The organism is Phenylobacterium sp. (genome assembly GCF_035539035.1).
GTDB lineage: Bacteria > Pseudomonadota > Alphaproteobacteria > Caulobacterales > Caulobacteraceae > Phenylobacterium.
On the sequence record NZ_DATLJI010000012.1, the window covers coordinates 271,751 to 296,132 of the forward strand.

30 protein-coding genes are annotated in these 24,382 nt (G+C 71.3%); 17 read left to right on the top strand and 13 right to left on the bottom strand.

Annotation, left to right across the window (positions count from 1 at the left end; translation table 11 throughout):
• The first annotated feature begins 104 nt into the window (after positions 1-104).
• Genes VM685_RS06590 through VM685_RS06600 form a run of 3 tightly spaced genes read left to right on the top strand, consistent with a single transcriptional unit; the run spans position 105 to position 3,452 of the window.
• On the top strand, positions 105-1,211 hold the full coding sequence (locus VM685_RS06590; RefSeq protein WP_325459321.1) for an HlyD family secretion protein: 1,107 nt from the start codon (positions 105-107) through the stop codon (positions 1,209-1,211).
• 9 nt (positions 1,212-1,220) lie between these two features.
• Entirely contained in the window at positions 1,221-2,843 is a 1,623-nt protein-coding gene (locus VM685_RS06595; RefSeq protein ID WP_414693346.1) for a DHA2 family efflux MFS transporter permease subunit, read from the top strand.
• On the top strand, positions 2,844-3,452 hold the full coding sequence (locus VM685_RS06600) for a TetR/AcrR family transcriptional regulator (RefSeq protein WP_325459322.1): 609 nt from the start codon (positions 2,844-2,846) through the stop codon (positions 3,450-3,452).
• Here VM685_RS06600 and VM685_RS06605 read toward each other — a convergent pair.
• From VM685_RS06605 to VM685_RS06625, 6 genes are all read right to left on the bottom strand, one after another.
• A complete protein-coding gene (locus VM685_RS06605) occupies positions 3,449-4,264 on the bottom strand; it encodes an enoyl-ACP reductase (protein WP_325459323.1) in 816 nt (271 codons plus the stop codon). The genes VM685_RS06600 and VM685_RS06605 overlap by 4 nt on opposite strands.
• 42 nt (positions 4,265-4,306) lie before the next feature.
• The gene (locus VM685_RS21020; protein WP_414693351.1) at positions 4,307-4,495 is read right to left on the bottom strand and encodes an oxidoreductase-like domain-containing protein; all 189 of its coding nucleotides are present in this window, start codon (positions 4,493-4,495) and stop codon (positions 4,307-4,309) included.
• Positions 4,496-4,498: 3 nt separating this feature from the next.
• The gene (locus VM685_RS06610; protein WP_325459324.1) at positions 4,499-4,702 is read right to left on the bottom strand and encodes a hypothetical protein; all 204 of its coding nucleotides are present in this window, start codon (positions 4,700-4,702) and stop codon (positions 4,499-4,501) included.
• Positions 4,702-5,913: a beta-ketoacyl-ACP synthase I gene (gene fabB, locus VM685_RS06615; RefSeq protein ID WP_325459325.1), complete on the bottom strand. Its 1,212-nt coding sequence runs from the start codon at positions 5,911-5,913 to the stop codon at positions 4,702-4,704. The genes VM685_RS06610 and fabB overlap by 1 nt, the downstream gene beginning before the upstream one ends.
• Positions 5,914-5,939: 26 nt before the next feature.
• Positions 5,940-6,455, bottom strand: coding sequence for a 3-hydroxyacyl-[acyl-carrier-protein] dehydratase FabA (gene fabA / locus VM685_RS06620; protein WP_325459326.1), 516 nt, complete (start codon positions 6,453-6,455; stop codon positions 5,940-5,942).
• Between the two features lie 86 nt (positions 6,456-6,541).
• Positions 6,542-7,060 carry an SH3 domain-containing protein gene (locus VM685_RS06625; RefSeq protein ID WP_325459327.1) on the bottom strand — a complete coding sequence of 173 codons (519 nt, stop codon included), beginning with the start codon at positions 7,058-7,060 and terminating at the stop codon, positions 6,542-6,544.
• Positions 7,061-7,168: 108 nt separating this feature from the next.
• Between VM685_RS06625 and VM685_RS06630 the strand changes: the two genes are divergently transcribed.
• Positions 7,169-8,155, top strand: coding sequence for a D-glycerate dehydrogenase (locus VM685_RS06630; protein ID WP_325459328.1), 987 nt, complete (start codon positions 7,169-7,171; stop codon positions 8,153-8,155).
• 79 nt (positions 8,156-8,234) lie between these two features.
• On the top strand, positions 8,235-10,250 hold the full coding sequence (locus tag VM685_RS06635; protein WP_325459329.1) for a S9 family peptidase: 2,016 nt from the start codon (positions 8,235-8,237) through the stop codon (positions 10,248-10,250).
• Here VM685_RS06635 and VM685_RS06640 read toward each other — a convergent pair.
• The gene (locus VM685_RS06640; RefSeq protein WP_325459330.1) at positions 10,247-10,990 is read right to left on the bottom strand and encodes a molybdopterin-synthase adenylyltransferase MoeB; all 744 of its coding nucleotides are present in this window, start codon (positions 10,988-10,990) and stop codon (positions 10,247-10,249) included. The genes VM685_RS06635 and VM685_RS06640 overlap by 4 nt on opposite strands.
• A 41-nt stretch (positions 10,991-11,031) precedes the next feature.
• On the opposite strand from VM685_RS06640, the gene hslV reads away from it, so the two are divergent.
• The 4 genes from hslV to VM685_RS06660 are packed head-to-tail and all read left to right on the top strand — an operon-like array spanning position 11,032 to position 14,532.
• Entirely contained in the window at positions 11,032-11,583 is a 552-nt protein-coding gene (hslV, locus tag VM685_RS06645) for an ATP-dependent protease subunit HslV (protein WP_325459331.1), read from the top strand.
• On the top strand, positions 11,570-12,421 hold the full coding sequence (locus VM685_RS06650) for a nuclear transport factor 2 family protein (RefSeq protein WP_325459332.1): 852 nt from the start codon (positions 11,570-11,572) through the stop codon (positions 12,419-12,421). The genes hslV and VM685_RS06650 overlap by 14 nt, the downstream gene beginning before the upstream one ends.
• A gap of 32 nt (positions 12,422-12,453) precedes the next feature.
• Positions 12,454-13,758 (top strand): ATP-dependent protease ATPase subunit HslU, encoded by a 1,305-nt coding sequence (gene hslU / locus VM685_RS06655; protein ID WP_325459333.1) that lies wholly within the window; start codon positions 12,454-12,456, stop codon positions 13,756-13,758.
• A 3-nt stretch (positions 13,759-13,761) separates the two neighbouring features.
• Positions 13,762-14,532 carry a M48 family metallopeptidase gene (locus VM685_RS06660; protein WP_325459334.1) on the top strand — a complete coding sequence of 257 codons (771 nt, stop codon included), beginning with the start codon at positions 13,762-13,764 and terminating at the stop codon, positions 14,530-14,532.
• On the opposite strand, the gene VM685_RS06665 is transcribed toward VM685_RS06660, so the two are convergent.
• A complete protein-coding gene (locus tag VM685_RS06665) occupies positions 14,529-15,002 on the bottom strand; it encodes a DUF2244 domain-containing protein (protein ID WP_325459335.1) in 474 nt (157 codons plus the stop codon). The two genes, VM685_RS06660 and VM685_RS06665, sit on opposite strands and share 4 nt — an antisense overlap.
• Positions 15,003-15,071: 69 nt before the next feature.
• On the opposite strand from VM685_RS06665, the gene nth reads away from it, so the two are divergent.
• From nth to VM685_RS06700, 7 genes are read left to right on the top strand one after another with little or no spacing between them, the layout of a single operon-like run.
• A complete protein-coding gene (gene nth, locus VM685_RS06670) occupies positions 15,072-15,755 on the top strand; it encodes an endonuclease III (protein WP_325459336.1) in 684 nt (227 codons plus the stop codon).
• A 58-nt stretch (positions 15,756-15,813) separates the two neighbouring features.
• Positions 15,814-16,803 carry an adenosine kinase gene (locus VM685_RS06675; protein WP_325459337.1) on the top strand — a complete coding sequence of 330 codons (990 nt, stop codon included), beginning with the start codon at positions 15,814-15,816 and terminating at the stop codon, positions 16,801-16,803.
• Between the two features lie 4 nt (positions 16,804-16,807).
• Complete coding sequence (hisB, locus tag VM685_RS06680) at positions 16,808-17,398, top strand: imidazoleglycerol-phosphate dehydratase HisB (protein ID WP_325459338.1); 591 nt, start codon at positions 16,808-16,810, stop codon at positions 17,396-17,398.
• 10 nt (positions 17,399-17,408) lie between these two features.
• Positions 17,409-18,044, top strand: coding sequence for an imidazole glycerol phosphate synthase subunit HisH (gene hisH, locus VM685_RS06685; protein ID WP_325459339.1), 636 nt, complete (start codon positions 17,409-17,411; stop codon positions 18,042-18,044).
• A complete protein-coding gene (hisA, locus tag VM685_RS06690; RefSeq protein WP_325459340.1) occupies positions 18,041-18,763 on the top strand; it encodes a 1-(5-phosphoribosyl)-5-[(5-phosphoribosylamino)methylideneamino]imidazole-4-carboxamide isomerase in 723 nt (240 codons plus the stop codon). The genes hisH and hisA overlap by 4 nt, the downstream gene beginning before the upstream one ends.
• Before the next feature lie 16 nt (positions 18,764-18,779).
• Positions 18,780-19,550, top strand: a complete 771-nt coding sequence (gene hisF, locus VM685_RS06695) for an imidazole glycerol phosphate synthase subunit HisF (RefSeq protein ID WP_325459341.1) — start codon at positions 18,780-18,782, stop codon at positions 19,548-19,550.
• The gene (locus VM685_RS06700; protein WP_325459342.1) at positions 19,547-19,873 is read left to right on the top strand and encodes a phosphoribosyl-ATP diphosphatase; all 327 of its coding nucleotides are present in this window, start codon (positions 19,547-19,549) and stop codon (positions 19,871-19,873) included. Before hisF ends, VM685_RS06700 begins: the two co-directional genes overlap by 4 nt.
• A gap of 139 nt (positions 19,874-20,012) precedes the next feature.
• Here VM685_RS06700 and VM685_RS06705 read toward each other — a convergent pair whose 3' ends face one another.
• Genes VM685_RS06705 through timA form a run of 3 tightly spaced genes read right to left on the bottom strand, consistent with a single transcriptional unit; the run spans position 20,013 to position 22,228 of the window.
• A complete protein-coding gene (locus VM685_RS06705; RefSeq protein ID WP_325459343.1) occupies positions 20,013-20,525 on the bottom strand; it encodes a Smr/MutS family protein in 513 nt (170 codons plus the stop codon).
• Positions 20,522-21,601 (bottom strand): MltA domain-containing protein, encoded by a 1,080-nt coding sequence (locus VM685_RS06710; RefSeq protein ID WP_325459344.1) that lies wholly within the window; start codon positions 21,599-21,601, stop codon positions 20,522-20,524. Before VM685_RS06710 ends, VM685_RS06705 begins: the two co-directional genes overlap by 4 nt.
• A gap of 6 nt (positions 21,602-21,607) precedes the next feature.
• Positions 21,608-22,228 carry a TIM44-related membrane protein TimA gene (gene timA, locus VM685_RS06715; protein WP_325459345.1) on the bottom strand — a complete coding sequence of 207 codons (621 nt, stop codon included), beginning with the start codon at positions 22,226-22,228 and terminating at the stop codon, positions 21,608-21,610.
• A gap of 161 nt (positions 22,229-22,389) precedes the next feature.
• Between timA and secB the strand changes: the two genes are divergently transcribed.
• Complete coding sequence (gene secB / locus VM685_RS06720) at positions 22,390-22,872, top strand: protein-export chaperone SecB (RefSeq protein ID WP_325459346.1); 483 nt, start codon at positions 22,390-22,392, stop codon at positions 22,870-22,872.
• A gap of 147 nt (positions 22,873-23,019) precedes the next feature.
• On the opposite strand, the gene dnaQ is transcribed toward secB, so the two are convergent.
• Both dnaQ and coaE read right to left on the bottom strand, forming a co-directional pair.
• Entirely contained in the window at positions 23,020-23,724 is a 705-nt protein-coding gene (gene dnaQ, locus VM685_RS06725) for a DNA polymerase III subunit epsilon (protein WP_325459347.1), read from the bottom strand.
• A gap of 32 nt (positions 23,725-23,756) precedes the next feature.
• On the bottom strand, positions 23,757-24,380 hold the full coding sequence (gene coaE / locus VM685_RS06730) for a dephospho-CoA kinase (protein ID WP_325459348.1): 624 nt from the start codon (positions 24,378-24,380) through the stop codon (positions 23,757-23,759).
• Positions 24,381-24,382 lie beyond the last annotated feature (2 nt).

The window sequence follows — 24,382 nt, forward strand, 5'->3', positions numbered from 1 at the left end:
CTGGACGCCTGCGTCCATTCTTCACTTGCGCTTTACCCGGGCCGGTCCTAGCTGAATCGAACGGTGGACTCCGACGTCCATCTTTGGCTTGCCGGGGTGCGGGTATGGCGGGGCTCACGAGAAAACGACTGGTTCCCCTTGTGGTCGGCGGCGTGGCCGCCGTGGCGGTTGCGGCGGGGGGCGCGGTCTGGTGGACGGACAAGCAGCGCTTCGAGACCACCGACAACGCCTTCATCCAGGCCGACAAGGTGTCGGTCGCCCCGCTGGTCGACGGCTACGTCGCCGAGGTGCTGGTGGAGGACAACCAGCCGGTCCAGGCCGGCCAGGTGCTGGTGCGGATCGACCCGGCGACCATCAAGGCGCGGCTCGCCCAGGCCGAGGCCAACGCCGCGGCCCTCGAGGCCGCCGTCGCCCAGGTGGACGACAAGGCCCGCCTCGAGCAGGCGATGATCGCCCAGAAGGCGGCCGGGGTGGAAAGCGCCCGCGCCCAGGCGAGCCTCGCCCAGGCCGAGCTCTCCCGCTACGGCTCGCTCGCCCAGTCCGGCTGGGTCTCGGCCCAGCGCGCCCAGACCGCCCGCGCGGCCCAGCAGCAGGCGGCGGCGGGTGTGGCCCAGGCCCAGGCGACGCTGGAGGCGGAGCGGCGCACCGCCGAGTCCCTCGGCTCGGCCCGCGCCCAGACCCTCGCCCAGGCCGCCGCCGCGCGCGCGGCCGTGGAGCAGGCCCGCATCGACCTGTCCCGCACCGAGATCCGCGCGCCGGTGAACGGCGTGGTCGGCGCCCGCGGCGTGCGGCCCGGCCAGTACGTCCGGCCCGGCGGCACGCTGATGAGCGTTGTGCCGCTCGGCGAGGCCTTCGTGGTGGCGAACTTCAAGGAGACCCAGGTCTCGCGCCTGCGGATCGGCCAGCCGGTGGAGATCCGCGCCGACGCCTTCGGCAAGCAGACGCTCACCGGCCGCATCGACAGCTTCGCGCCCGCCACGGGCTCGGAGTTCGCCCTCATCCCGGTGGAGAACGCCGTCGGCAACTTCACCAAGATCACCCAGCGCCTGCCGGTGAAGATCGCCGTGGACCGCACCCAGCCGCTGGCCGGCGCCCTGCGACCCGGCCTCTCGGTGGCGGTCAAGGTGGACGTGACCAAGGACACCGGCCCGAGCTTCGCCGAATCCGGCCAGCAGCCCGCCCGCTTCGCCCGCCGCGGAACCCAGCAGTAGACGCGCGCCGTGAGCGACGCCGCCATCCCTTCGGGCAAGCGGCCGCCGGCGGCGGCCGAGTCCCACGCCTTCATGGGCGCGGACGGCCAGCCCGTGGACTGGGTGAAGGTCTTCCTGGGCTTCGGCGGCATGGTCATCGGCCAGTTCATGGCCATGCTGGACATCCAGATCGTCGCCAGCTCCCTGGTGCAGATCCAGTCCGGCATCGGCGCCACGGCCGACGAGATCAGCTGGGTTCAGACCATCTACCTGCTGGCCGAGGTCGTGATCATGCCGCTCACGGCCTACCTGACGAAGATGTGGGGGACGCGGTCCTTCTACGTCATCGCGGTGATCGGCTTCATCGTCACCTCCGTGGCGGTGGGCCTCTCCTCCAGCGTCGGCATGATGATCTTCTTCCGCGCGCTGCAGGGCGTCTTCGCCGGCGCGATGATCCCGCCGATCTTCGCCACCGCCATGACCGTCTTCCCGCCCGAGCGGCGGATCACCGCCAACGTCATCGTCGGCCTGATCGTGACCCTCGCGCCGACGGTGGGCCCGACGCTGGGCGGCCACCTGACCGACGCGCTCAACTGGCGCTGGCTGTTCTTCATCAACGTGCCGGTGGGCTTCCTGGTGGTCTTCCTGGTCGGCCGCTACGCCAACTTCGACAAGGGCGACCCGAGCCTCGCCAAGGGCATCGACTGGACCGGCCTCGTCCTGATGACGGTCTTCCTGCTCTCCCTGCAGTACGTGCTGGAGGAGGGCGCGAGCGAGAGCTGGTTCCAGGACGACGTGATCCTGTGGCTCTCGGTCCTGGCCCTGCTGACCGGCGCGGCCTTCATCTGGCGTCAGCTCACCTACTGGCAGCCGATCGTGTCGCTGAAGCCCTTCCGCGACCGCAACTTCGCCCTGGGCGCCCTGATGACCTTCGTCACCGGGGTCAGCCTGTTCGGCGGCACCTTCCTGCTGCCGATCTTCCTGGGCCAGGTGCGCGGCTACTCCTCGGCCGAGGTCGGCAACACCATGCTGGTGTCCGGCCTGACGATGTTCCTCTCGGCTCCGATCGCCGGGCGGGTGGTCAGGATGGTCGACGCCCGCATCGCCATGGTGCTGGGCTTCGCGCTCGCCGCCTGGGGCATCCAGCTCGGGGTTAGGGTGACGGACCAGTGGGGCTTCTGGGAGTTCTTCACCCTGCAGGTCGCCCGCGGGCTCGGCACCATGATCGCCATGATCGCCTCCCAGCAGATGAGCGTCTCCACCCTGCCGATCAGCATGATGAAGGACGCCTCGGGGCTGATTAACCTGCTGCGCAACGTGGCCGGGGCCATGGGCCTGGCCGTGATCACCACCATCCTGACCCAGCAGACCGCCGTCCACTACGCCGACATCGCCGCCGCCGCGAACACCGCCAACCCGGCCAGTTCCGCCATGCTGGAGGGGCTGACGCAGATGATGGCCGCCAGCGGCATGGCCGACCCGGAGGGCGGCGCGGCCAAGGCCTTCTCCATGATGCTCCACCGCCAGGCCTCGGTGCTGAGCTTCGGGGACGCCTTCATGTTCCTGGCGGCGGGCTGCTGGCTCGCCGTGGTGCTGGCCTTCTTCGCCAAGCCGGGGAAGGCCATGGCCTCCGGCGGATCGGGAGGCCACTGAATGCCGCGGATCGCCGGCCAGATCGACCTCGCCAAGAGCGAAGCCATCCTCGACGCCGCCGTCGAGGTCCTGGCCGAGCGCGGCGCCGCAGCCTCGCTGGAGGAGATCGCCCGCCGGGCCTGCGTCTCGAAGCAGACGATCTACAACCACTACGGCTCCAAGGCCGAGCTGGTGCGGGCGCTCACCGAGCGGCGGGTGCACGAGATCATCGCCGCCCTGGAAGCCCCGGGCGCCGTGGAGCATCCCGCCGAGGCGCTGGCGGACTTCGGGCGGGCGCTGCTGGGCGGCATCACCCGCGCGCAGAGCATCGCCTTCATGCGCGCGGCCATGGCCTCGGCGGTGGACCTGCCCGACGTCGGCCAGGCCCTGTTCGAGGCCGGTCCGCGCACCAGCCGGCGGCGGCTGGCCTCGTTCCTGGAACTGGAGACGGTGGCCGGGCGGCTGAACTGCCCCGACCCCATGGAGGCGGCCGAGTTCTTCGCCGGGATGGTGCTGGGCTCCTACCAGACCGCCGCCCTGCTGGGCGTCGACAAGAACCTCGACGAGGCGAAGATCGACCGCATCGCCACCGAGGCGGCGACGCGGTTCCTGAAGGCCTACGCGCCCTAGCCTTCCTCGTCGTCGGTGAAGCCCATGATGTGGAAGCCGGCGTCCACGTGGATCACCTCGCCGGTGGTGGACTTGCCGAGGTCCGACATCAGCCACAGCGCGCAGCCGGCGACGCCCTCCATGGAGGTGTCCTCCTTCATGGCGCTGAGCGAGCGGCCCTTCGCCAGCATGCCGCGGCCGCCCTGGATGCCGGCCAGCGACAGGGTGCGCATGGCCCCCGGCGACACGGCGTTCACCCGGATACCCTTCGGCCCCAGGTCGCGGGCGGCGTAGCGGGTCGCCGCCTCCAGCGCCGCCTTCGCCACGCCCATCGTGTTGTAGTTCGGGATCGCCCGCTCCGAGCCCATGTAGGTCAGGGTGACGATCGAGCCGCCGGTCTCCGGCATCAGGGCCGCGGCGCGCCGGGCGCAGTCCACGAAGCTGAAAGCCGAGATGTTCAGCGCCCGCAGGAAGCCCTCGCGGGTGGTGTTCTCCACGAACGAGCCCTTCAACTCGTCCTTGTTGGCGAAGGCGATGGCGTGGAGGAAGAAGTCGATCTGGCCGAAGGCGTCCTTCACGGTGGCGAAGGCCGCATCCATCGAGGCGTCGTCGGTGACGTCCACGGGGGCCAGCGTCTTGACCCCGATGCTCTCGGCGAGCGGCTGCACGCGCCGCTCCATGCCCGGCAGGTGGAGGAAGGCCATCTCCGCGCCCTGGGCGGCCAGCTGGCTGGCGATCCCCCAGGCGATGGACTGGTGGTTGGCCACGCCGGTGATCACCCCGCGCTTGCCCTTCATCAGCTCGCCCTTCGGCATCTGATAGTCGTCGGCCACTTGGCGTTCTCCCGTAGGTTCTGTCGGGTGGGTTGTGGCGGATCAGGCCTTCGGTGTCACCCCCGCGGCGGCGGCCGGGAGGGCCTCGGGATCCAGTCCCATCGCCCGGACGCGGGCCTCCCAGCGATCGAGGGCGCGCTCGTAATAGTCGAAGATGCAGGGATCGCAGCCGCGCCGGCAGCACATCTCCTCGTCGGGCCGCTCGGGCCGGCGCGGGATCGGCTCCGACAGGACTCAGCCCCGCCGGGCGCCGAGGCCGGCGACCACCGCCAGGACCAGGAACCCCAGGGACAGCCCCATCACCACGCCGGTCAGCACGTCGCCGGACAGGCCGAAGGTCCCGGCCGCCAGTTGCTCGCGCGTGGTCACCCCGATCACCAGCAGGGCCATGCCGGCCGCCACCAGGGCGCCGACGTTCGCGGCGGGCTTGCCGGCCATCAGACGCGCGCCATCACCAGGCAGCCGTTCGTCCCGCCGAAGCCGAAGGAGTTGCTCATCACCGTCTCGAGCTCGCGGTCGACGCGCTTGCGCACGATCGGCAGGTCCTCGAACGCGGGATCCAGGTTCTCGATGTGGGCGCTCTCGCAGGCGAAGCCGTTGTTGAGCATCAGCAGCGAATAGATCGCCTCCTGCGCGCCGGCCGCACCCAGGCTGTGGCCGGTCAGCGACTTGGTCGACGAGATCAGGGGAGCCTTGTCGCCGAACACGGCGCGGACCGCCTCCATCTCCTTGATGTCGCCCACCGGCGTCGAGGTGCCGTGGGGGTTGAGGTAGTCGATGGTCCGGCCGCCGGTGGTGGACATGGCCAGCTTCATGCAGCGCGCCGCGCCCTCGCCGGACGGGGCCACCATGTCGTAGCCGTCGGAATTGGCCGCATAGCCGACGATCTCGCCGTAGATCTTCGCGCCGCGGGCCTTGGCGTGCTCGTACTCCTCGAGCACCAGGATCCCCGAGCCGCCGGCGATCACGAAGCCGTCGCGGTCACGATCATAGGCGCGGCTGGCCACGGCCGGCCGGTCGTTGAAGTTCGAGCTCATGGCGCCCATGGCGTCGAACAGGTTCGAGAGCGACCAGTCGAGCTCCTCGACCCCGCCGGCGAACACCAGGTCCTGCTTGCCCATCAGGATCTGCTCGTAGCCGTTGCCGATGCAGTGCGCGCTCGTCGCACAGGCCGAGCTGATCGAATAGTTGATCCCGCGGATCTTGAACCAGGTCGCGAGCACCGCCGAGGGGCCCGAGCTCATCGCCTTGGGCACCGCGAACGGGCCGATCCGCTTGGGACCCTTGGTGCGGGTGGTCTCCGCCGCCTCGACGATCACCCGCGTGGACGGGCCGCCGGAGCCGACCACCAGGCCGGTGCGCTCGTTGGAGACCTCGGCCTCCTCGAGGCCGGCGTCGGCGATCGCCTGCTCCATGGCGATGTGGCCATAGGCCGTGCCCTGGGCGAGGAAGCGGGCCGCGCGGCGGTCCACCAGGCTCTCCCAGTCGATCTGCGGCGCGGCGTGCACCTGGCAGCGGAATCCCAGCTCGGCGTACTCTGGCGCCGCCGAGATCCCGGAGCGGGCCTCCCGCAGCGACGCCAGAACCTCGTTGGCGTTGTTGCCGATGGACGAGACCACGCCCATTCCGGTGACGACGACGCGACGCATGTGTCCTTCCTCGAAGCTTTGCGGATCTACGCCCGCTGATAGAGCCCGACGCGCAGGTCCTGCGCCGTGTAGATGGCCTTGCCGTCGGCTTCCAGCACGCCGTCGCCGATGCCCATGACCAGGCGCCGGTTGATCACTCGCTTCATCTCGACCTTGTAGGTGACCTTCTTGATGTCCGGCGTCACCTCGCCGGCGAACTTCACCTCGCCGCAGCCGAGCGCGCGGCCCCGGCCCTTGCCGCCGATCCAGCCCAGGTAGAAGCCGACGAGCTGCCACAGCGCGTCCAGGCCGAGGCTGCCGGGCATGACCGGGTCCCTGATGAAGTGGCAGGCGAAGAACCAGAGGTCCGGATTGATGTCGAACTCGGCCTCGATGTAGCCCAGGCCGTGCTGGCCGCCGGTATCGTCGATGTGGGTGATGCGGTCGAACAGCAGCATCGGCGGCGCCGGGAGCTGGGCGTTGCCCGGCCCGAACATCTCGCCGCGAGCGCAGGCCATGAGCTCTTCGAAGCTGTAGTGGTCCTTCGCCTTGACGCTCGACATTTCGACTTCCGTTTCAAATGGAGGGTCTGGGCCTAGCAGAGCCCGACCGGCCGCTCAACGGCCCAGTCTGAACGCGCCCGGCCGGCTCAGCGGCATTGTGGCCTGGACGCCGTGCCCCAGAGCTCGCCTTCGCGGACCCAGCCGGAGGCGCCCTCCGCGCGCACGCGGCACCAACCCTTGTCGCAGCGGACCAACGCGGCGAGGGCGCGGGAGTTCAAATAGGCGCCCACCTTGGCGGTCGGCTTGGGCTTGCGCCGCAGGGCCACCGGCTGGGGCTTCACGTTCATCAGCGCACGCCGGCCGTCGGTGGTCCGCTTGTGCACCCAGGCCAGTCCGCCGTCGGGATCGCAGACGCGGCGCCACTCGGCCGTCTCGGCCACCACCTGCACCGGCAGGCCCCGCGCCCGGTAGACCCACAGCAGGCGATGATCGTCGCCGGGCCCCTTGCGGGCGTTCACCTTGTCGAATTTCAGCGTCACCCAGCGGGGCACCGGCAGGCCCGACGGGGTCGGCCGATCGGCGGCCGCCACAGGTCCGCCCACGGTCAGGGCGGCCAGCAGGACGAGCGCCAGCCTTTTCGGCGCCCGCAGCTTCGCCCCCACCATTCGTATCGCCTCGCCTTGGCCGCCCATGGACCCTTTGCTACAGGTCATCGCAACAGGAACGCGCCGGCGAAGCGGCGCAGCCGGAAACGTCCCCTTTTCAGTTCGCACATGCCCACCCGCAAGCCGAAAGTCGTCGTCACGCGCAAACTTCCGGACTCGGTGGAGACCCGGATGCGCGAGCTGTTCGACACCGAGTTGAACCTGACCGACGAGCCGTTGTCGCGCGAGGCGCTGATCGACGCAGTCGGCCGCGCCGACGTGCTCGCCCCCACCATCACCGACCGGATCGACGCGGCGCTTCTGGAAAAGGCCGGCGAGCGGCTGAAGCTGATCGCCAACTTCGGGGCCGGGGTGGACCACATCGACGTGGCCGCCGCCAACGCCCGGGGGATCACCGTCACCAACACCCCGGGCGTGCTCACCGAGGACACCGCCGACCTGACCATGGCCCTGATGATGACGGTCTCCCGCCGGATCGTTGAGGGGGCCAACGTCGTCCAGGCCGGCGGCTTCAAGGGCTGGACCCCCACCTGGATGATGGGCCGGCGGGTCAACGGCAAGCGGCTGGGGATCATCGGCATGGGCCGGATCGGCACGGCCGTGGCCCGCCGCGCCAAGGCGTTCGGCATGCAGGTGCACTACCACAACCGCAAGCCGGTCAGCCCCCGCATCGCCGAGGAGCTGCAGGCCACCTACTGGGAGAGCCTCGACCAGATGCTGGCCCGGATGGACATCATCACCGTCCACTCGCCGCACACGCCCGCCACCTACCACCTGCTGTCCGCCCGCAGGCTGAAGCTGCTGCAGCCGCACGCCATCGTCATCAACACCGCCCGCGGCGAGATCATCGACGAGGACTCGCTCGCCGACATGCTGAAGAGCGGGGCCATCGCCGGGGCCGGCCTCGACGTGTTCGAGCACGAGCCGACGGTGAACCCGAAGCTCATCGGCATGCCCAACATCGTCCTCCTGCCCCACCTGGGCTCGGCGACGGTCGAGGCGCGGGTGGAGATGGGCGAGAAGGTGGTCATCAACATCAAGACCTGGATGGACGGCCACCGGCCGCCCGACCGGGTCCTGCCGCAGATGCTCTGAGGCGCGCCATCCGCGTGCCGGATTGACGCCCCGCGCCGGGAAGGCGAAAGCTTCGCCGAACGACGTCACCGGAAGGCCCATGTTGGCGCCAACCCGCCGATCCGTGCTGGCCGCGGCCCTCGCCCTTCCGGGGCTGGCTCCCCCTGCGGGAGCCTGGGCCGCCGACCAGCCGCCCAGGCCGCACACCCTCGACGAGCTGCTGCGCGCGCCCGTGGTGCGCGACGCGGCCATCTCGCCGGACGGCCGGCAGCTGGCGGTGCTGCGCGAGCGGGGCGAGGGCGACGACCGCACCACCCTGGTGATGATCAGCCGGATGGACGCGCTGGAGGCGACGCCGGCCCCCGTCAGCCTGGGGGAGTACCAGGTGGACCAGGTGGAGTGGGCCTCCAACGACCGGCTGCTGATCTGGGTCACCGTGCGCAAGGACGACCGCGGACGACCCACGGGCGTCTGGGTCAGCGGGGTGCTGATCCCCATGCCGGTGCGCCGGGTGATCTCCGTGGGCGTGGACGGGCGCGATCCGGTCGTGCTGTTCGCCGAGCAGAAGGCCGTCCTGCGCCGTAGCTTCGACGCGGCCCGCATCGTCGACCTGATGCACGACGACCCGCGGCACGTGCTGATGCAGACCTGGGACGCCTTCCGCGGCGCCTTCAGCCTCTATCAGGTGGACGTCTACACCGGCCGGGCCACGGTCATCGAGCGCGGGCCGCCCACCACGGACTTCTGGCTGACGCAGCGGGGCGTGCCCATGCTGCGGATGGATTCCAACCGCCGCGGCACGGTGGTCTCGGTGTTCGCCCGCGCGCCCGGCCAGACGGAATGGAAGCTGATCCGCAAGTCGCGCCGCGACGAGCTGAAGAAGCTGCCCGACTTCGACGTGGTCGGCCCGACGCCCGAGCCCGGCGTCTTCCTGGTCGCCATGCGCGCCGAGGACGAGGACACCCGGGCGATCCGCACCTTCGACATCCGCACCCTGGAATTCGGCCCGGTGGTCGGTGACCGCCCGCCGGTCGACATGGAGACGGCGGTCATCGACGAAAACCTGCGGCTGGTGGCCACCTCCACCCGCACCGACCGCCTCGACTACCAGTTCGCCGACCCGGCGCTCGCGCCCCACTACCGGGCGATCAACGCCGCGCTCGGCAACACCGCCAATGTGCGCCTCTACGACATCAGCCTCGACCACAGGCGGCTGCTGCTGAAGGCCACGGGCCCGCGGGAGCCGGGGGCCTTCCACGTCTACGACTGCGAGACGCGGCGGCTGCATCTCGTCGCGACCACCCGGCCCTGGCTCGACCCCGCCCGGCTGGCGCGGATGGAGACCCTGAAGGTCCGCACCCGCGACGGCGCCGACATCACCGCCTACCTCAGCGTGCCCGCCGGCGCGAAGCCGGGGCCGCTGCCGATGGTGGTCATGCCGCACGGCGGGCCGGAGATCCGCGACTACTACGACTACGACCTGATGGTGCAGGCGCTGGCCGCCCGGGGCTGGCTGGTGCTGCAGCCGAACTTCCGCGGCTCCGGCGGCTACGGCCGCGCCTTCGCCGACCAGGGCCGTCGCCGCTGGGGCGACCGCATGCAGGAGGACGTGGAGGACGCCGTCGCCCAGGTGGTCGCCCTCGGCTGGGCCGACCCGCACCGGATCGCCATCTGCGGCGCCAGCTACGGCGGCTATGCGGCCCTGCAGGGCGCCGTGCGCCGGCCGGACCTCTACCGGGCTGTGGTGGCCATCGCGCCCGTCTCCGACCTCCTCGAGATGCTGAAGGACGAGCGCGCGGACGGCGAGGACTCGCCGTCCTACCGCTACTGGGTGCGGACCGTGGGCGATCCCTCCCGGGACGCCGTCCGGCTGCGCGCCGCCTCGCCCCGGCAGCAGGCCGCCGCCTTCGCCGCGCCCGTGCTGCTGCTGCACGGCGCCGACGACCAGGTCGTCCCGCCCCGCCAGTCGAAGCTGATGCAGGACGCCCTGGTGGCGGCCGGCAAGCCCGTCGAGCGCCTGGAGATCCCCGGCGCCGGCCACACCAGCTGGTCCTCCGAGAACTGGAAGGTGGTCCTGGAGAAGACCACCGCCTTCATCTCCACCTCGCTGGCCTAGGCGCCGCCTCCGCACACCGGGCACTCGGGATCGGCCCCTACCCGCACGGTGCGGCTTTCCCCCGCCAGGCCGTCGTAGAGCGTCAGCCGCCCGACCAGGGGCTCGCCCGCGCCGGTGATCAGCTTGATCGCCTCCAGCGCCATCATCGAACCGATCACCCCGGCCAGCGCGCCGACCACGCCGACGGCGACGCAGGTCTCGGCCTCGGGCGGGATCTCCGGCACCAGGCAGCGGTAGCAGGGCCGGCCAGCGAACACCCCCACCTGCCCCGTCCAGCGGCCGATGGCCCCGGAGACCAGGGTCTTGCCGTGGCGCACGCAGGCGGCGTTGACGCAGAACCGGGTGGCGAAGTCGTCGGTGCCGTCCAGCACCAGGTCCACGTCCGTGACCAGTTCGTCGGCCGACTCCGCGTCGAAGGCGCCGGTGTAGCCGGCCACGAAGACGTGCGGGTTGAGCGCGTGCAGCCGGTCGGCGGCGGCCTCGGCCTTCGGCAGGCCCACGTCATCCTCGGTGTAGATCACCTGCCGCTGCAGGTTGGAGGCGTCCACGGTGTCGGGGTCGGCCAGGAAGATCGAGCCCACCCCCGCCGCGGCCAGATACATCGACACCGGCGCGCCCAGCCCGCCCGCGCCGACGATCAGGCAGCGCGCGCCCTTCAGCTTCTGCTGGCCCGGGCCGCCCACCTCGCGCAGCACCAGATGGCGGGCGTAACGCTCGACCTCCTCGTCGGTGAAGCTCATCCGGCTTGACCTCGCCCCGCCCGCTGGCCACATCGCAGGCCATGTCGACCCATACAGCGCCGTTTCCCGATTGGCACGGCACCACCATCCTCGCCGTGCGCAAAGGCGGCAAGACGGTGATCGCCGGCGACGGCCAGGTCTCGATGGGCCAGACCGTCGTCAAGGGCAACGCCCGCAAGGTGCGCACCCTGGCCGGCGGCCGGGTGGTGGCGGGCTTCGCCGGCGCGACGGCGGACGCCTTCACTCTCATCGAGCGCCTCGAGGCCAAGCTGGAGCAGTATCCCGAGCAGCTCGCCCGGGCCTGCGTGGACCTGGCGAAGGACTGGCGGACCGACCGCTACCTGCGCCGGCTGGAGGCCATGCTGATCGTCGCCGATAAGGACGCGATCTTCACCGTCACCGGCGTCGGCGACGTCCTGGAGCCGGAGGGCGGCGTGGCCGCCATCGGCTCCGGCGGGAACTATGCGCTCGCCGCGGCCCGCGCGCTCATGGACACCGACCTCGACGCCGAAGCGGTGGCGCGCAAGGCCATGGCCATCGCCGCGGAGATCTGCGTCTACACCAACGGGAGCCTGACGGTTGAAGTGCTCTAGCCTGGCGCTCGCCGCCGCCCTGCTGGCGACCGCCTTCCCGGCCGCCGCCGCGGTCGATCCGGCGCCGGTCGTGGCCGCCGAGCGGGCGTTCGCCGCCGACGGCCTGGCCATGGGGGTGCGCGACAGCTTCCTGAAGCACTCCGCGCCCGAGGGCATCGTGCTGACGCCCGACCCGACGCTGGCCAAGGCCGCCTTCGAGAAGCCGGCGCCGAAGGGTCCGGACCTCGTCTGGTGGCCGCTGTGGGCCGGCATCGCGCGGTCGGCCGATCTCGGCTTCACCACCGGGCCCTACACCCTCGGCGGCAAGCCGGCCGCCTGGTACTTCACCGTCTGGGCGAAGCAGCCGGACGGCTCGTGGAAGTGGCTCTTCGACGGCGGCCCGCCCAGCGACACCACCGGGGCCGCGCCGAAGGACTCGCCCGTCGCCTACGCCCGCCTCGCCGCCCGGCAGGCCGGCTCGCCCGCCAAGGCCATGACCGAGGTCTCCCGCGCCGAAAGCGCGCTGGCCGCCGCCGCGCGCAAGGACGTGAAGGGCGCCTACCTCGCCCACATCGCCCCCGACGCCCGCGTGGTGGGCTCCAAGGCGAAGCCGCCCGTGGACCGAGCCGGCCTCGAGGCCGAGCTCGACACCCGGCCACAGGTGATCCTGTTCTCGCCGCTCGGCGGCAGCGCCTCGGCCGCCGGCGACCTCGCCTGGACCTACGGCGCCGCGCACTGGACCACCGCCGAGGGCCAGGATCGCCGCGGCCACTATGTGCGCATCTGGCGCAACGACGCCGAGGGCTGGCGCCTGCTCTACGACCAGCTCCTGGCCGTTCCGCCCCCGAAGACGTCGTAAGCGGCCGGCCCCTTCCCTATCTACGAGCGGACATGACCGAGTTTTCCCCCCGCGAGATCGTCTCCGAGCTCGACCGCTACATCGTCGGCCACGCCGAGGCGAAGCGCGCCGTCGCCGTGGCGCTGCGCAACCGCTGGCGCCGCAAGCGCGTGCCCGACGACCTGCGCGACGAGGTGACGCCGAAGAACATCCTGATGATCGGCCCCACCGGGGTCGGCAAGACGGAGATCGCGCGCCGGCTGGCGAAGCTCGCCCAGGCGCCCTTCCTCAAGGTCGAGGCCACCAAGTTCACCGAGGTCGGCTACGTCGGCCGCGACGTCGACCAGATCGTCCGCGACCTGGTGGAGGGCGCCATCGGCATGGTCCGCGAGAAGCGCCGGGCCGGCGTCCGCGCCCGCGCCGAGGCCGCCGCCGAGGAGCGCATCCTCGACGCCCTGACCGGCCCGGGCTCCACCGCCGCACGCGAGAGCTTCCGCAAGAAGCTGCGGGCCGGCGAGCTGGACGACAAGGAGGTCGAGCTGCAGGTGGCCGACTCGGGCCCCGCCCTGCCGATGATGGACCTGCCAGGCCAGCCGGGCGCCTCCATGGGCATGCTCAATCTCGGCGACATGTTCGGCAAGGCGTTCGGCGGCCGCACCAAGGTCCACAAGACCACCGTCGCCGGCGCCTGGGTCCCGCTGATCGCCGAGGAGAGCGACAAGCTGCTCGACCAGGAGGCGCTGACCCAGGAGGCTCTGGAGCTCGCCGAGAACCAGGGCATCGTCTTCCTCGACGAGATCGACAAGGTGGCCTCCAGCCGCGACCGCGCCGGGGCCGACGTGTCCCGCGAGGGCGTGCAGCGCGACCTGCTGCCGCTCATCGAGGGCACCACCGTCTCCACCAAGTACGGGCCGGTGAAGACCGACCACATCCTGTTCATCGCCTCGGGCGCCTTCCACGTGGCCAAGCCCTCGGACCTGCTGCCCGAGCTGCAGGGCCGCCTGCCGATCCGCGTGGAGCTGAAGGCGCTGACCCGCGACGACTTCCGCCGCATCCTCACCGAGCCCGAGGCGAACCTGATCCGCCAGCACCAGGCGCTGCTGGCCACCGAGGGCGTGACGCTGGAGTTCACCGCCGAGGCCGTGGAGGCGCTGGCCGACGCCGCCGTCACCGTCAACGGCGCGGTGGAGAACATCGGCGCCCGCCGGCTGCAGACCGTGCTCGAGAAGGTGCTGGAGGACGTCAGCTTCAACGCCGCCGACCGCACCGGTGAGACCGTGACGGTGGACGCCGACTACGTCACCAGCCGGATCGGCGAGCTCAGCCACAACACCGACCTCTCCAGGTTCATCCTCTAGCCTATGTGCGCCGCCTGCTTCTCCCGGCGGAGCTTTCTCGCGCTCGGCGCGGCCGCCGGGCTCGCCGCCTGCACCGACAACGCCGAGACCGGCCGCAGCCAGTTCGTGCTGGTCTCCGACGATCAGTTGAAGGAGATGGCCGACCGGGCCTGGGCCCAGGTCACTGCCGAGTTCCGCCGGGTTCGCGACCCGGCGGTCCATGAGCGCCTCGCCCGTATCGGCCGGCCCTTGGCCACGGCCTCCGGCCGCGCCGACCTCGACTGGGAGTTCGTGGTCCTCGACAGCCCCGAGTTCAACGCCTTCGTCCTGCCGAACGGCAAGGTGGGCTTCTTCCGCGGCCTCCTGGAGTTCGCCCGCTCCGACGACGAGGTGGGCTCGGTGCTGGGCCACGAGGTCGGCCACATCATCGCCCGCCATCCGGCCGAGCGGGTCAGCCAGGAGCTGGCGGTCCAGGCCGGCGTCAGCATCGCCCAGATCCTGCTCTCCAACGGCGAGGACGGCGGCCAGTACGCCGGCGAGATCGCCGCTGCGCTCGGCATGGGGGCCATGTTCGGGGTGCTGCTGCCCTATTCCCGCAAGCACGAGCTGGAGGCCGACCGGGTCGGGGTCGGCCTGATGCGGGAGGCGGGGCTCGATCCCGCCGCCGCCGTCACCTTCTGGGAGCGCATGATCGCCCGCCAGGCCCGCCAGCCCAAGCCGCTGGAGGCGCTCTCCACCCACCCGGCCGACGAACGGCGGCTCAGCGAACTGAAGGCGGTGGTGCAGGCGGCCTAGAACCGCTCGCGCCGGGCTTCCCAGATCGCCCGCTCCAAGGCCTGGGCGAACTCGGCGCGTTCGCGGGGACTCAGCGCCACCGCGACCGGCAGTTCGCGGCCGGAGAGCGCCAGCTTCAGCTCCGCCACCCGGTCGTCGTCCTTCTCCACCGCCACGCGGGTGAAGGCCGTGGGGCTTTCCCAGACCACGACGGAGTGCTTCGGCGTCTCGCGCACCACCCGCACCTCGCGGGCGGAGACCTGCACGCGCTCGATGTTCTTCACCGCCTGGAAGCTCACCAGGAAGGCCACGACGATGGCCAGCAGGTCGACGCCCAGGAAGATCGGGACCAGGGTCGCGCCCAGGCTCAGGAACACCGCCGCCGAGGCGAGGTTGGCGAGCGTCACCACCGAGATCAGCACGACGAACCCCCGCTCGGACAGCGAGCGGTGCGGCGTGATCACGGCGTCCATGTACAGCGGCCGGCCCATGCTGGCTGGGAAGATAAGCCCGGAAACCGCCTTGGCGAAGCAAAAGGCGCAGGCCATGTTCGCCGCCCCATGGCCAAGCCCGCGAAGACTGCAAGGAAGCCCCGCCTGACGCCGGCCGAACAGGCGCGCATCGCCGAGATCTTCCACCGGTTCGAGGCGCTGGAGAGCGACCCGCGCACCGAGCTGGACTACGACAGCCCCTTCACCCTGGTGGTCGCCGTGGCGCTCTCGGCCCAGGCGACGGACGTCTCGGTCAACAAGGCCACCGCCCGCCTGTTCGAGGTCGCCGACACGCCGCAGAAGATGCTGGCGCTCGGCGAGGAGGGCCTGAAGCCGTTCATCTCCTCCATCGGCCTCTTCAACACCAAGGCCAAGAACGTCATCGCGCTGTCCCGCATCCTGGTGGAGCAGTACGGCGGCGAGGTCCCCCTGGAGCGCGAGAAGCTGCAGGCCCTGCCCGGCGTCGGCCGCAAGACCGCCTCGGTGGTGCTGAACGAGCTTCGGGTGGAGCCGGCGATCGCGGTGGACACCCACGTCTTCCGCGTCTCGCACCGGCTCGGCCTCTCCACCGGCAAGACGCCGGACGCGGTCGAGCTCGAGCTGATGGGCAAGATCCCGGAACCCCTGCTCACCCGCGCCCACCACTGGCTGATCCTGCACGGCCGCTACACCTGCGTCGCGCGCCGCCCGAAGTGCGAGGAGTGTCCGGTCGCGGACCTCTGCCCCAGCCGGCATCTGTTCGTGGGGAAGTAGCGCCCCGGCCCGAATTCCGCTAAGCGGCGGGCCTCTCGCGCTGCCGGAAAGCCCTTAGATGCCAGACCTCTACGACGTCGCCGCCATCGGCAACGCCATCGTCGACGTGATCGGACCGGTGCAGGAGTCCTTCCTGACGGAGAACGGCCTGGACAAGGGCGCGATGATGCTGGTGGACCAGCAGCGCTCGCAGCAGCTCTATTCGCGGATGACGCCCGAGATCCAGGCGTCCGGCGGCTCGGCGGCCAACACCATCGCCGGCCTGGCCTCGTTCGGCGGCAAGGGCGCCTTCATGGGCAAGGTGGCCGACGACGCCCTGGGCGAGCTGTTCGCCCGCGACATGCGCGATATCGGCGCCCGCTTCGAGAACGCCCCCCTGGCCGGTGGCCCGGCCACGGCGGTGTCGATGATCAACGTCACCCCCGACGGCCAGCGCACCATGTGCACCTTCCTCGGCGCCTCGGTGCAGTTCACCGACGACGACGTGGAGAAGGACACCATCGAGGCGGCCAAGATCGTCTATCTCGAGGGCTACCTGTTCGACGCCGAGGCGGCCCGCCGGGCCTTCGCCAAGGCCGCCGCCCTGGCCCACGGCTCGGGCAGGATGATCGCGCTGACCCTCTCCGACAGCTTCGTGGTCGAGCGCCACCGCGGCGCCCTGCTGGGCTTCATCGAGGGCCAGGTCGACCTGCTGTTCGCCAACGAGGCCGAGCTGAAGTCGCTGTTCGAGACGGAGAGCTTCGACGAGGCGGCCGAGGCCCTGCGCCAGCGGGTCAAGCTCGCCGCCGTCACCCGCTCGGAGAAGGGCTCGGTGATCCTCTCGCAGGGCGAGCGCCTCGCGGTGGCCGCCGAGCCTGTGGAAAAAGTCGTGGACACGACCGGCGCGGGCGACCAATACGCGGCCGGGTTCATGTTCGGCCTGGCGCGGGGGCGTCCGCTGCAGCAGTGCGGCAAGCTGGCCTCGCTCGCCGCGGCCGAGGTGATCTCGCACTACGGCCCCCGGCCGCAGGTCCCGCTGAAGGATCTCGCGGCCTCGAAGGGATACTGAGCGCATGAGCCGCGTCGGCGAGGTGGTCCGCAACACCAAGGAAACCCAGATCCGCGTCCTCGTGGACCTGGACGGGACCGGCGTGTCCAAGGTCTCCACCGGCGTCGGCTTCTTCGATCACATGCTGGAGAGCTTCGCCCGGCACGGCGGCATCGACCTCGAGATCGAGACCAAGGGCGACCTGCACATCGACATGCACCACACCGTCGAGGACACCGGCATCGTACTGGGCCAGGCGGTGAACAAGGCGCTGGACGGCTTCAAGGGCGTCCGCCGCTTCGGCCACGCCTACGTCCCCATGGACGAGACGCTGACCCGCTGCGCCATCGACCTCTCCAACCGGCCCTACCTGATCTGGAAGGTCGGCTTCTCGCGGCCGAAGGTCGGCGACATGGACACCGAGCTCTTCAAGGAGTTCCACCACGCCTTCGCCATGAACGCGGGCGCGTGCGTGCACCTGGAGACCCTCTACGGGGACAACTCCCACCACATCGCCGAGAGCGGCTTCAAGGCGCTGGCGCGCGCCCTGCGACAGGCCGTCGAGCTCGACCCCAAGACCCACGGCCACGCCCCCTCCACCAAGGGCGTGCTGTAAGGAAACTCCGATGCAGCGTGTCGCCCTGATCGACTACGGGTCGGGCAACCTGCGCTCGGCCGAAAAGGCCCTCGTCCGCGCCGCCGACGGGAAGAGCGAGATCGTGGTCACCTGCGATCCCGAAAGCGTGGCCGCCGCCGACCGCGTGGTGCTGCCGGGCGTGGGCGCCTTCGCCGCCTGCATGTCGGCCCTGGAGGCCCGGCCCGGCCTGGTCGAGGCGATGACCGAGGCGGTCCGTACCCGCGGCGCGCCCTTCCTCGGCGTCTGCGTCGGCATGCAGCTGATGGCCACCCGGGGCCTCGAGTTCGGCGTCACGCCGGGCCTCGACTGGATCCCTGGCGAGGTCCGCCGCCTGGAGCCCGCCGATCCGGCCGCCAAGATCCCGCACATGGGCTGGAACGCGCTCACGGACGTGGCCGACCATCCCCTGTTCGCCGAGCTGAAGGACGGGCGGGCGGTGTATTTCACCCACTCCTTCGCCTTCTATCCGGACGATCCCGCCGACGTGGCCGCCTGGGCCGAGCACGGCGGGCGGTTCCCTGCCGCCGTCGCGCGCGGCAACATGGCCGGCGTCCAGTTCCACCCCGAGAAGTCGCAACATTCGGGGCTCAACCTTCTGGCCAGCTTCCTGGAGTGGCGCCCTTGATCCTCTATCCCGCCATCGACCTGAAGGACGGCCAGTGCGTGCGCGTGCTGCACGGCGACCTGTCCACCGCCACCGTCTTCAACAACAGCCCCGCCGACCAGGCCCGCGCCTGGGCCGACGGCGGCTTCCACTGGATCCATGTGGTCGACCTGAACGGCGCGGTCTCCGGCAAGGCCGTCAACGAGGCCGCCGTGGAGCAGATCCTGGGCGCGGTCTCGGTGCCGGTGCAGCTCGGCGGCGGCATCCGCTCCATGGCCGACATCGAGCGCTGGATCGAGGCGGGCGTCAGCCGGGTGATCCTCGGCACCCTGGCGGTGCGCGAGCCCGAGGTGGTCCGCCAGGCCGCCCGCAAGTGGCCCGAGCAGATCGCGGTCAGCGTCGATGTCCGCGCCGGCAAGGTCGCCGTCCAGGGCTGGACCGAGGATTCCGACCTCGACGCCGTCACCGTCGCCCGCCGGTTCGAGGACGCCGGCGTGGGCGCCCTGATCGTCACCGACATCGACCGCGACGGCACCACCATGGGCTTCAACGTCGAGGCCTTCGGGGCCATCGCCGACGCCGTCTCGATCCCGGTGATCGCCGCGGGCGGCCTGGCTTCGGTGGACGACATCGTCCGCCTGAAGGCCCGCAAGGGCGCCCCGATCGCCGGGGCGGTGCTCGGGCGCGCGCTGTACAACGGCGACATCACCCCGGCCGAAGCCCTGAAGGTCGCCGCCTGATGCTGAACGTCCCCCAATGCTGAACGTAAGGGTCATCCCGTGCCTCGACGTGAAGGACGGGCGCGTGGTGAAGGGCGTGCAGTTCGTCGCCCTGCGCGACGCCGGCGATCCGGTCGAGCAGGCCCGCGCCTACGATGCCGCCGGGGCGGACGAGCTGATGTTCCTCGACATCACCGCCAGCCACGAGAACCGCGACACCATCCTCGACGTGGTGGCCCGCACCGCCGACGTCTGCTTCATGCCGCTCTCGGTGGGCGGCGGCATCCGCACGGTCGCGGACGCCCGGCGCCTGCTGCTGGCCGGCGCCGACAAGATCAGCGTCAACACCGCCGCCGTGAAGGATCGCACCCTGATCTCCGGCTGCGCCGACGCCTTCGGCAGCCAGGCGACCGTGGTCGCCATCGACGCCAAGAAGGTGGGCGACCGCTGGCGGGTGTTCGTCATGGGCGGCCGCGAGGACACCGGCCTCGACGTGGTGGACTATGCCGTGGACGCCGTGAAGCACGGGGCTGGCGAGATCCTGCTCACCTCCATGGACCGCGACGGCGCCAAGACTGGCTACGACCTCGAGCTCCTGAAGGCGGTGACCTCGGCGGTGAACGTGCCGGTGATCGCCTCGGGCGGCGCGGGCAACGCGCAGCACATGGTGGACGCGGTGAAGATCGGCGGCGCCGACGCCGTGCTCGCCGCCTCGATCTTCCACTTCGGCGAGGTCTCGGTCGCCGAGGTGAAGCGCGCCATGGCCGCCGAGGGCCTGCCGGTCCGCATCACGGAGGTCGCCGCATGAGCCGGTTCACCGAGGTCATCGAGCGTCTCGCCGCCACCATCGAGGCGCGCAAGGGCGCCGACGCCCAGGCGTCCTACACCGCCCAGCTGCTGGCCGACCGCGTCCGCGCCGCGAAGAAGCTCGGCGAGGAGGCCGTCGAGACCGTCATCGCCGCGACCCAGGCCGACGACAAGGCGCTCGCCGCGGAGAGCGCCGACCTGATCTACCACTGGCTCGTCGTCCTCGCCGCCGCCGGCGTCACCCTCGACGACGTCGCCGCGAAGCTCGAGGCCCGCGAAGGAACCAGCGGCCTGGTGGAGAAGGCGGGACGGTCCCTCCCTTGATGGGGAGGGTCGACTCGCCGAAAGGCGAGCGGGGTGGGGAGATCACGTTCAGGCCCCGACTCGGCGCCTGGCCCACCCTTCCCCACCCTGGCCGCTGGCGCGGCCTGTCCCTCCCCCTCAAGGGAGGGAAGAGCTTCTCTCAGCCCCGCGGCTTGCGCTTCAGCGCCACGTAGAGCGCCCCCTCCCCGCCGTGGTGGCGGGCGGCTTCCGAGATGCCGGCGACGATGTGCGCCAGGTGAGGGGCGGCGAGCCATTCGGGCGTCCGCCGGCGCAGAATTCCGTCGCCCTGCACGCCCTTGCCGGTGATCACGAGGACGGCGCGGTAGCCCTCGTCCCAGGCGCGGCCGAGGAAGCCCTCCAGCACGGATCGCGCCCGGTCCTGGTCGAGGCCGTGCAGGTCGAGCCGGGCCCCGATCGGCTCGCGCTCGCGGGCGATGCGGTGCTTCCGGCGGGGCTCGATGGGGTCCCGCCCCTCCCCCTTCGGCAGAACGGGACGCTTCGGGGCAAGCTGGGAGATCGGCACCCGCGCCGGGACCTCGGTCGCCTTCGCCTCGGCGGAGGGCTTGGGCGCGGCGCGGCCCGGGAGCGGGTGGACGGTGCCCGCCACCAGATGCCAGACCTTCAGCTCCTCCGGCCGGAGCGGGCGCTTCACGGCTGGCTCTCGCGGGGGATCAGCCGGTGCATGCGAAGCGTGTGGCGCACCCGGCCGGCTTCCGCCCCGGCGGCCGGGCCGAGGCCCAGGTAGAGGTCGGCGCGCACCTCGCCCTTGATCGCGCCCCCGGTGTCCAGCGCGGTGACCAGGCGGCGATAGATGGGGAAGGCGCCCTTCAGCACCGGGGCCTCGGCGTCGATCCAGTGCAGTTCGCCGGGCTGGTGGTAGGCGAGGTCCACGGCGATGGCGCGGCCGGGCGGTAGGGGCACATTGGCCGCGCCCACGGGCTGTTTGCCGTCGTCCGGAGCGAGCCGGAAGAAGGCGTAGCGCGGGTTCAGCCGCATGATCTCCTCGGCCGCCGGGCCGCGGTTGTCGGCCAGCCACCGGCGGATCGCCTCGCCCGAGGTGTTGTCCCGGGCCAGGAGGCCGCGCTCGCGCATGGGATTGGCGATGGCGACGAAGGGCTGGCCGTTGTTGGCGGCGTAGAGCGCCTTCATCCGCCGGCCGCCCTCGAAGGTCAGCACGCCCGAGCCCTGGATCTGCAGGAAGAACAGGTCCTCCGGCCGCATCCAGGCGAGTGCGTCGTCCGCCGGCCGGGCCTCGATCTCGGTGCGGGGCGCGTAGGCCCCGCCGTTCAGGTCGGCGGGCTTCGGCCGCACGGGGGCGGAGAACTCCGCATCGGGCCGCGCGCGGGCCTCGTACTCGGGGGCGAAATAGGCGGTGAGCACCCCCTCCCCCGGCGTGCCCAGCGCCCGGAAGCGGGCCTCGAAGAACTGGCGGGCCTCGGTCGCGCCGAGCGGAGGCGCAGCCTTCGCCTCGCGGCAGACGCGGGCGAGGCCGGGATCCCTGGCCACATGGCAGGTGGCGCGGAAGCCGGCGAAGGCCTCGGCGTGGTTGTCGGCGCGCCAGCCGGGGAGTTCGGACAGCTCCATCACCCGGAGCGGCGGCGCGGGCCTCGGCGGTTCAGGGCGCGGGAACGGGCCCGGCCCGGGCTGCGGGCCCGGGGCGTATTGCGGCGTGGCGCAGGCGGTCGCGATCAGGGCGAACAGGCTCGCCCCGGCAGCACGCAGCTTCAAGGAACCTCAAGCCTCCGCGGCGTCGACGTGGACGAGCGTCCAGTTGGGGTCGCGGCTGTTAAGATTGCGTTCGAAGGTCCACAGCTCGGCGGTGCGCTTGTCGTCCACCGCCTCGCCTTCGGGCCCCTTGGAGCGGCTGCGGAACTCGGCGAGGAAGCGGACCGTGACGCGCGCCAGGTCGCTCTGGCCGACGACCTCGGCCTTCTCCAGGTCGGCGCGGGGGCTGTGCAGGAACTCCACCGTCTCCGTGCGGCCCTCGGCCTCGCGCTGGGCGATGGCGGTGTCGAAGCTCGCCATGACGCTCGGCCCCAGCAGGTTGCGCAGGGTCGCCCGGTCGCCGGCCGCGAAGGCCTTCACCGTCATCTCGTAGGCGCTCTTCGCCCCACCCAGGAAGCGGCTGACGTCGAAGGCGGGATCCTTGGCCTTGACGGCGGCCAGGCCGGTTAGGGCGACGCCCTCGTCCAGCGGCTCCGGCGGGCGGTCGGGGGCGCGCACGGCGGGCCGGGCGGCCTCGGCGGCGGCGTTGTCCTCCGGCTGGCGGCCCACGCGCCGGCCCAGCACCGAGTAGAGCTGGTACAGCACGATGGCGGCGAGACCCGCGAAGATGATCAGTTCCAGGACTTGCAAGACGGCCTTCTGACGTTCGAGACGGGGCTTTACCGCCTAATATAGGACGAGGGAACGTCCCCGTCAGGGGCGGCGTTGCATCGGCCGGGGCGCCATGATAGCCGCTCGCCCCGACAAGACGCGACTACCCCGCGTTCTCACCACGGATTCAAGCCGAAACCATGACCGACATCGACGCCGGCGCCGGCGCGCAGGACCAAGCGGGCGAAGGCCCGGGCATCCGCATCCTCGCCCAGTTCATCCGCGACCTCTCCTTCGAGAACCCGCGTGCGCCGGAGACCCTGCGCGGCGGCGCGGCCCAGCCGCAGATCGACCTCGGCGTCGAGATGAACGCCCGCGGGCGCGAAGACGGCCTGTTCGAGGTGGACCTGAAGCTGTCGGCCCGCGCCCAGCGCGACGACGGCCCGCTGTTCGTGGTTGAGCTGCTGTACGGCGGCGTGTTCCAGATCGGCGGCGTGCCGGCCGAGGAGATCGAGCCGGTGCTGCTCATCGAGTGCCCGCGCTACCTCTTCCCCTTCGCCCGCCGGATCATCGCCGACGTCTCGTCGGAAGGCGGCTATCCGCCCTTCCTACTGGATCCGATCGACTTCGCCGGCGTCTACGCCGCCCGCAAGGCCCAGGACGGCCAGGTCGGCCACGCCTGAGATGGTTTTCCCTCCCTTGATGGGGAGGGACGACTCGCCGCAGGCGAGCGGGGTGGGGGTCCAAGGTCCAGGCGCGGCGCCTGATCGTGGCCTCCCCACCCGTCCGGCGCTGACGCGCCGTCCACCCTCCCCATCAAGGGAGGGAAATCAGATGCCGAACTTCTTCCAGAGGTCTTCCGACTTCACCACGTCGCGGATGAAGCTGGCGTGGACCGCGCGCTCTTCGTCGGTGGAGCGCGGCGCGAGCGGGCGCGGGCGCTGCCCGTACTCGTTCTGCTTGGCCGCCGCCACCGCGGTGATCATGGAGGCGCTGGTCAGCTCCAGACGGCGTTCGCGGCCGCCCTTCAGTTCCAGGTAGACGGCCGCCAGCAGCTTGGCGTCGATCAGCGCCCCGTGCTTCTCCCGCTCCGAGAGCGAGATCTTGAAGCGCTTGCAGAGCGCATCCAGCGAGTTGTGCATTCCCGGGAAGCGCTGCTTGGCCAGGGCAAGCGTGTCGACCCAGCGGTGCTCGTGCAGGTGCTGGCGGCTGCACAGCTGCAGCTCGTAGTTCACGAAGTTGCGGTCGAAGCCGGCATTGTGGGCGACGATCGGCGCGTCGGCGACGAAGTCGAGGAACTCCTCGACCACCTCGGGGTGCTCGAACCGCGGCTTGCCGCGCAGGAAGGCGCTCGACAGGCCGTGCACCTTCTCGGCCTCGGGCGGCATGTCGCGGCACGGGTCGATGTAGCGGTGGAAGCTCCGCCCCGTGGGGATGAAGTCCTCTATCTCCAGGCAGGCGATTTCCACCAGCCGGTCGCCGGTCAGCGGGTCGAAGCCCGTGGTCTCGGTGTCGAGGACGATCTCGCGCGCCATGGCCTTCTAATGCCCTGCGTCGGGGCCATCGCTCAACCCGGCGATCGGTCGCGGGCCGGACGTTTCTGGGGATCGCGCATCACGGTGATGATCTCCTCCACCTGCGCGCGGGCCGCCTCGAGGCCCCGGCTGGTGTCGACCACGAAGTGGGCGCGGGCCCGCTTCTCGGCGTCGGCCATCTGCTGGGCGAGGATGGCGTCCAGCCGCTCGGGCGTCATGCCGGGGCGGGCGAGCACGCGCTCGCGCTGCATCTCCGGCGGAGCGGTGACCACCACGACCGCGTCCATGTTCAGGTGCCCGCCGGTCTCGAACAGCAGCGGGATATCGAGCACGACCATGTCGGCGCCGTCCGCCTTCGCCTGGTCGAAGAAACCGATCCGGTCCTTGCCGACCAGCGGGTGGACGATGGCGTTCAGCCGCTTGAGCGCCTCCGGCTGGCCCAGCACGCGCTGGCGCAGCGCCTCGCGGTCCACCTTCCCGTCCTTCACCACGCCGGGGAAGGCCTCGCCCACCGGCCCCACGGCCGCGCCGCCCTCGTCGTAGAGGTCGTGCACGGCGGCGTCGGCGTCGTAGACCGGCACGCCCGCCTCGCGGAACATGGCCGCGGTCGTCGACTTGCCCATGCCGATGGATCCCGTCAGCCCGATCAGCAGCATGG

Excerpts from the sequence above, each read along its gene's own strand:
- fabB (WP_325459325.1), bottom strand. The coding sequence starts at position 5,913 with ATGCGTCGCGTCGTCGTCACCGGAATGGGCGTGGTCTCGTCCATCGGC.
- VM685_RS06700 (WP_325459342.1), top strand. The coding sequence starts at position 19,547 with ATGAGCCGGTTCACCGAGGTCATCGAGCGTCTCGCCGCCACCATCGAG.
- dnaQ (WP_325459347.1), bottom strand. The coding sequence starts at position 23,724 with ATGGCGCGCGAGATCGTCCTCGACACCGAGACCACGGGCTTCGACCCG.
- VM685_RS06635 (WP_325459329.1), top strand. The coding sequence starts at position 8,235 with ATGTTGGCGCCAACCCGCCGATCCGTGCTGGCCGCGGCCCTCGCCCTT.
- hisH (WP_325459339.1), top strand. The coding sequence starts at position 17,409 with ATGCAGCGTGTCGCCCTGATCGACTACGGGTCGGGCAACCTGCGCTCG.
- VM685_RS06630 (WP_325459328.1), top strand. The coding sequence starts at position 7,169 with ATGCCCACCCGCAAGCCGAAAGTCGTCGTCACGCGCAAACTTCCGGAC.
- VM685_RS06660 (WP_325459334.1), top strand. The coding sequence starts at position 13,762 with ATGTGCGCCGCCTGCTTCTCCCGGCGGAGCTTTCTCGCGCTCGGCGCG.
- nth (WP_325459336.1), top strand. The coding sequence starts at position 15,072 with ATGGCCAAGCCCGCGAAGACTGCAAGGAAGCCCCGCCTGACGCCGGCC.
- VM685_RS06600 (WP_325459322.1), top strand. The coding sequence starts at position 2,844 with ATGCCGCGGATCGCCGGCCAGATCGACCTCGCCAAGAGCGAAGCCATC.
- hslV (WP_325459331.1), top strand. The coding sequence starts at position 11,032 with ATGTCGACCCATACAGCGCCGTTTCCCGATTGGCACGGCACCACCATC.
- VM685_RS06640 (WP_325459330.1), bottom strand. The coding sequence starts at position 10,990 with ATGAGCTTCACCGACGAGGAGGTCGAGCGTTACGCCCGCCATCTGGTG.
- coaE (WP_325459348.1), bottom strand. The coding sequence starts at position 24,380 with ATGCTGCTGATCGGGCTGACGGGATCCATCGGCATGGGCAAGTCGACG.
- hisB (WP_325459338.1), top strand. The coding sequence starts at position 16,808 with ATGAGCCGCGTCGGCGAGGTGGTCCGCAACACCAAGGAAACCCAGATC.
- VM685_RS06610 (WP_325459324.1), bottom strand. The coding sequence starts at position 4,702 with ATGGCCGGCAAGCCCGCCGCGAACGTCGGCGCCCTGGTGGCGGCCGGC.
- VM685_RS06665 (WP_325459335.1), bottom strand. The coding sequence starts at position 15,002 with ATGGGCCGGCCGCTGTACATGGACGCCGTGATCACGCCGCACCGCTCG.
- fabA (WP_325459326.1), bottom strand. The coding sequence starts at position 6,455 with ATGTCGAGCGTCAAGGCGAAGGACCACTACAGCTTCGAAGAGCTCATG.
- VM685_RS06590 (WP_325459321.1), top strand. The coding sequence starts at position 105 with ATGGCGGGGCTCACGAGAAAACGACTGGTTCCCCTTGTGGTCGGCGGC.
- VM685_RS06625 (WP_325459327.1), bottom strand. The coding sequence starts at position 7,060 with ATGGTGGGGGCGAAGCTGCGGGCGCCGAAAAGGCTGGCGCTCGTCCTG.
- VM685_RS06675 (WP_325459337.1), top strand. The coding sequence starts at position 15,814 with ATGCCAGACCTCTACGACGTCGCCGCCATCGGCAACGCCATCGTCGAC.
- hisF (WP_325459341.1), top strand. The coding sequence starts at position 18,780 with ATGCTGAACGTAAGGGTCATCCCGTGCCTCGACGTGAAGGACGGGCGC.
- secB (WP_325459346.1), top strand. The coding sequence starts at position 22,390 with ATGACCGACATCGACGCCGGCGCCGGCGCGCAGGACCAAGCGGGCGAA.
- hslU (WP_325459333.1), top strand. The coding sequence starts at position 12,454 with ATGACCGAGTTTTCCCCCCGCGAGATCGTCTCCGAGCTCGACCGCTAC.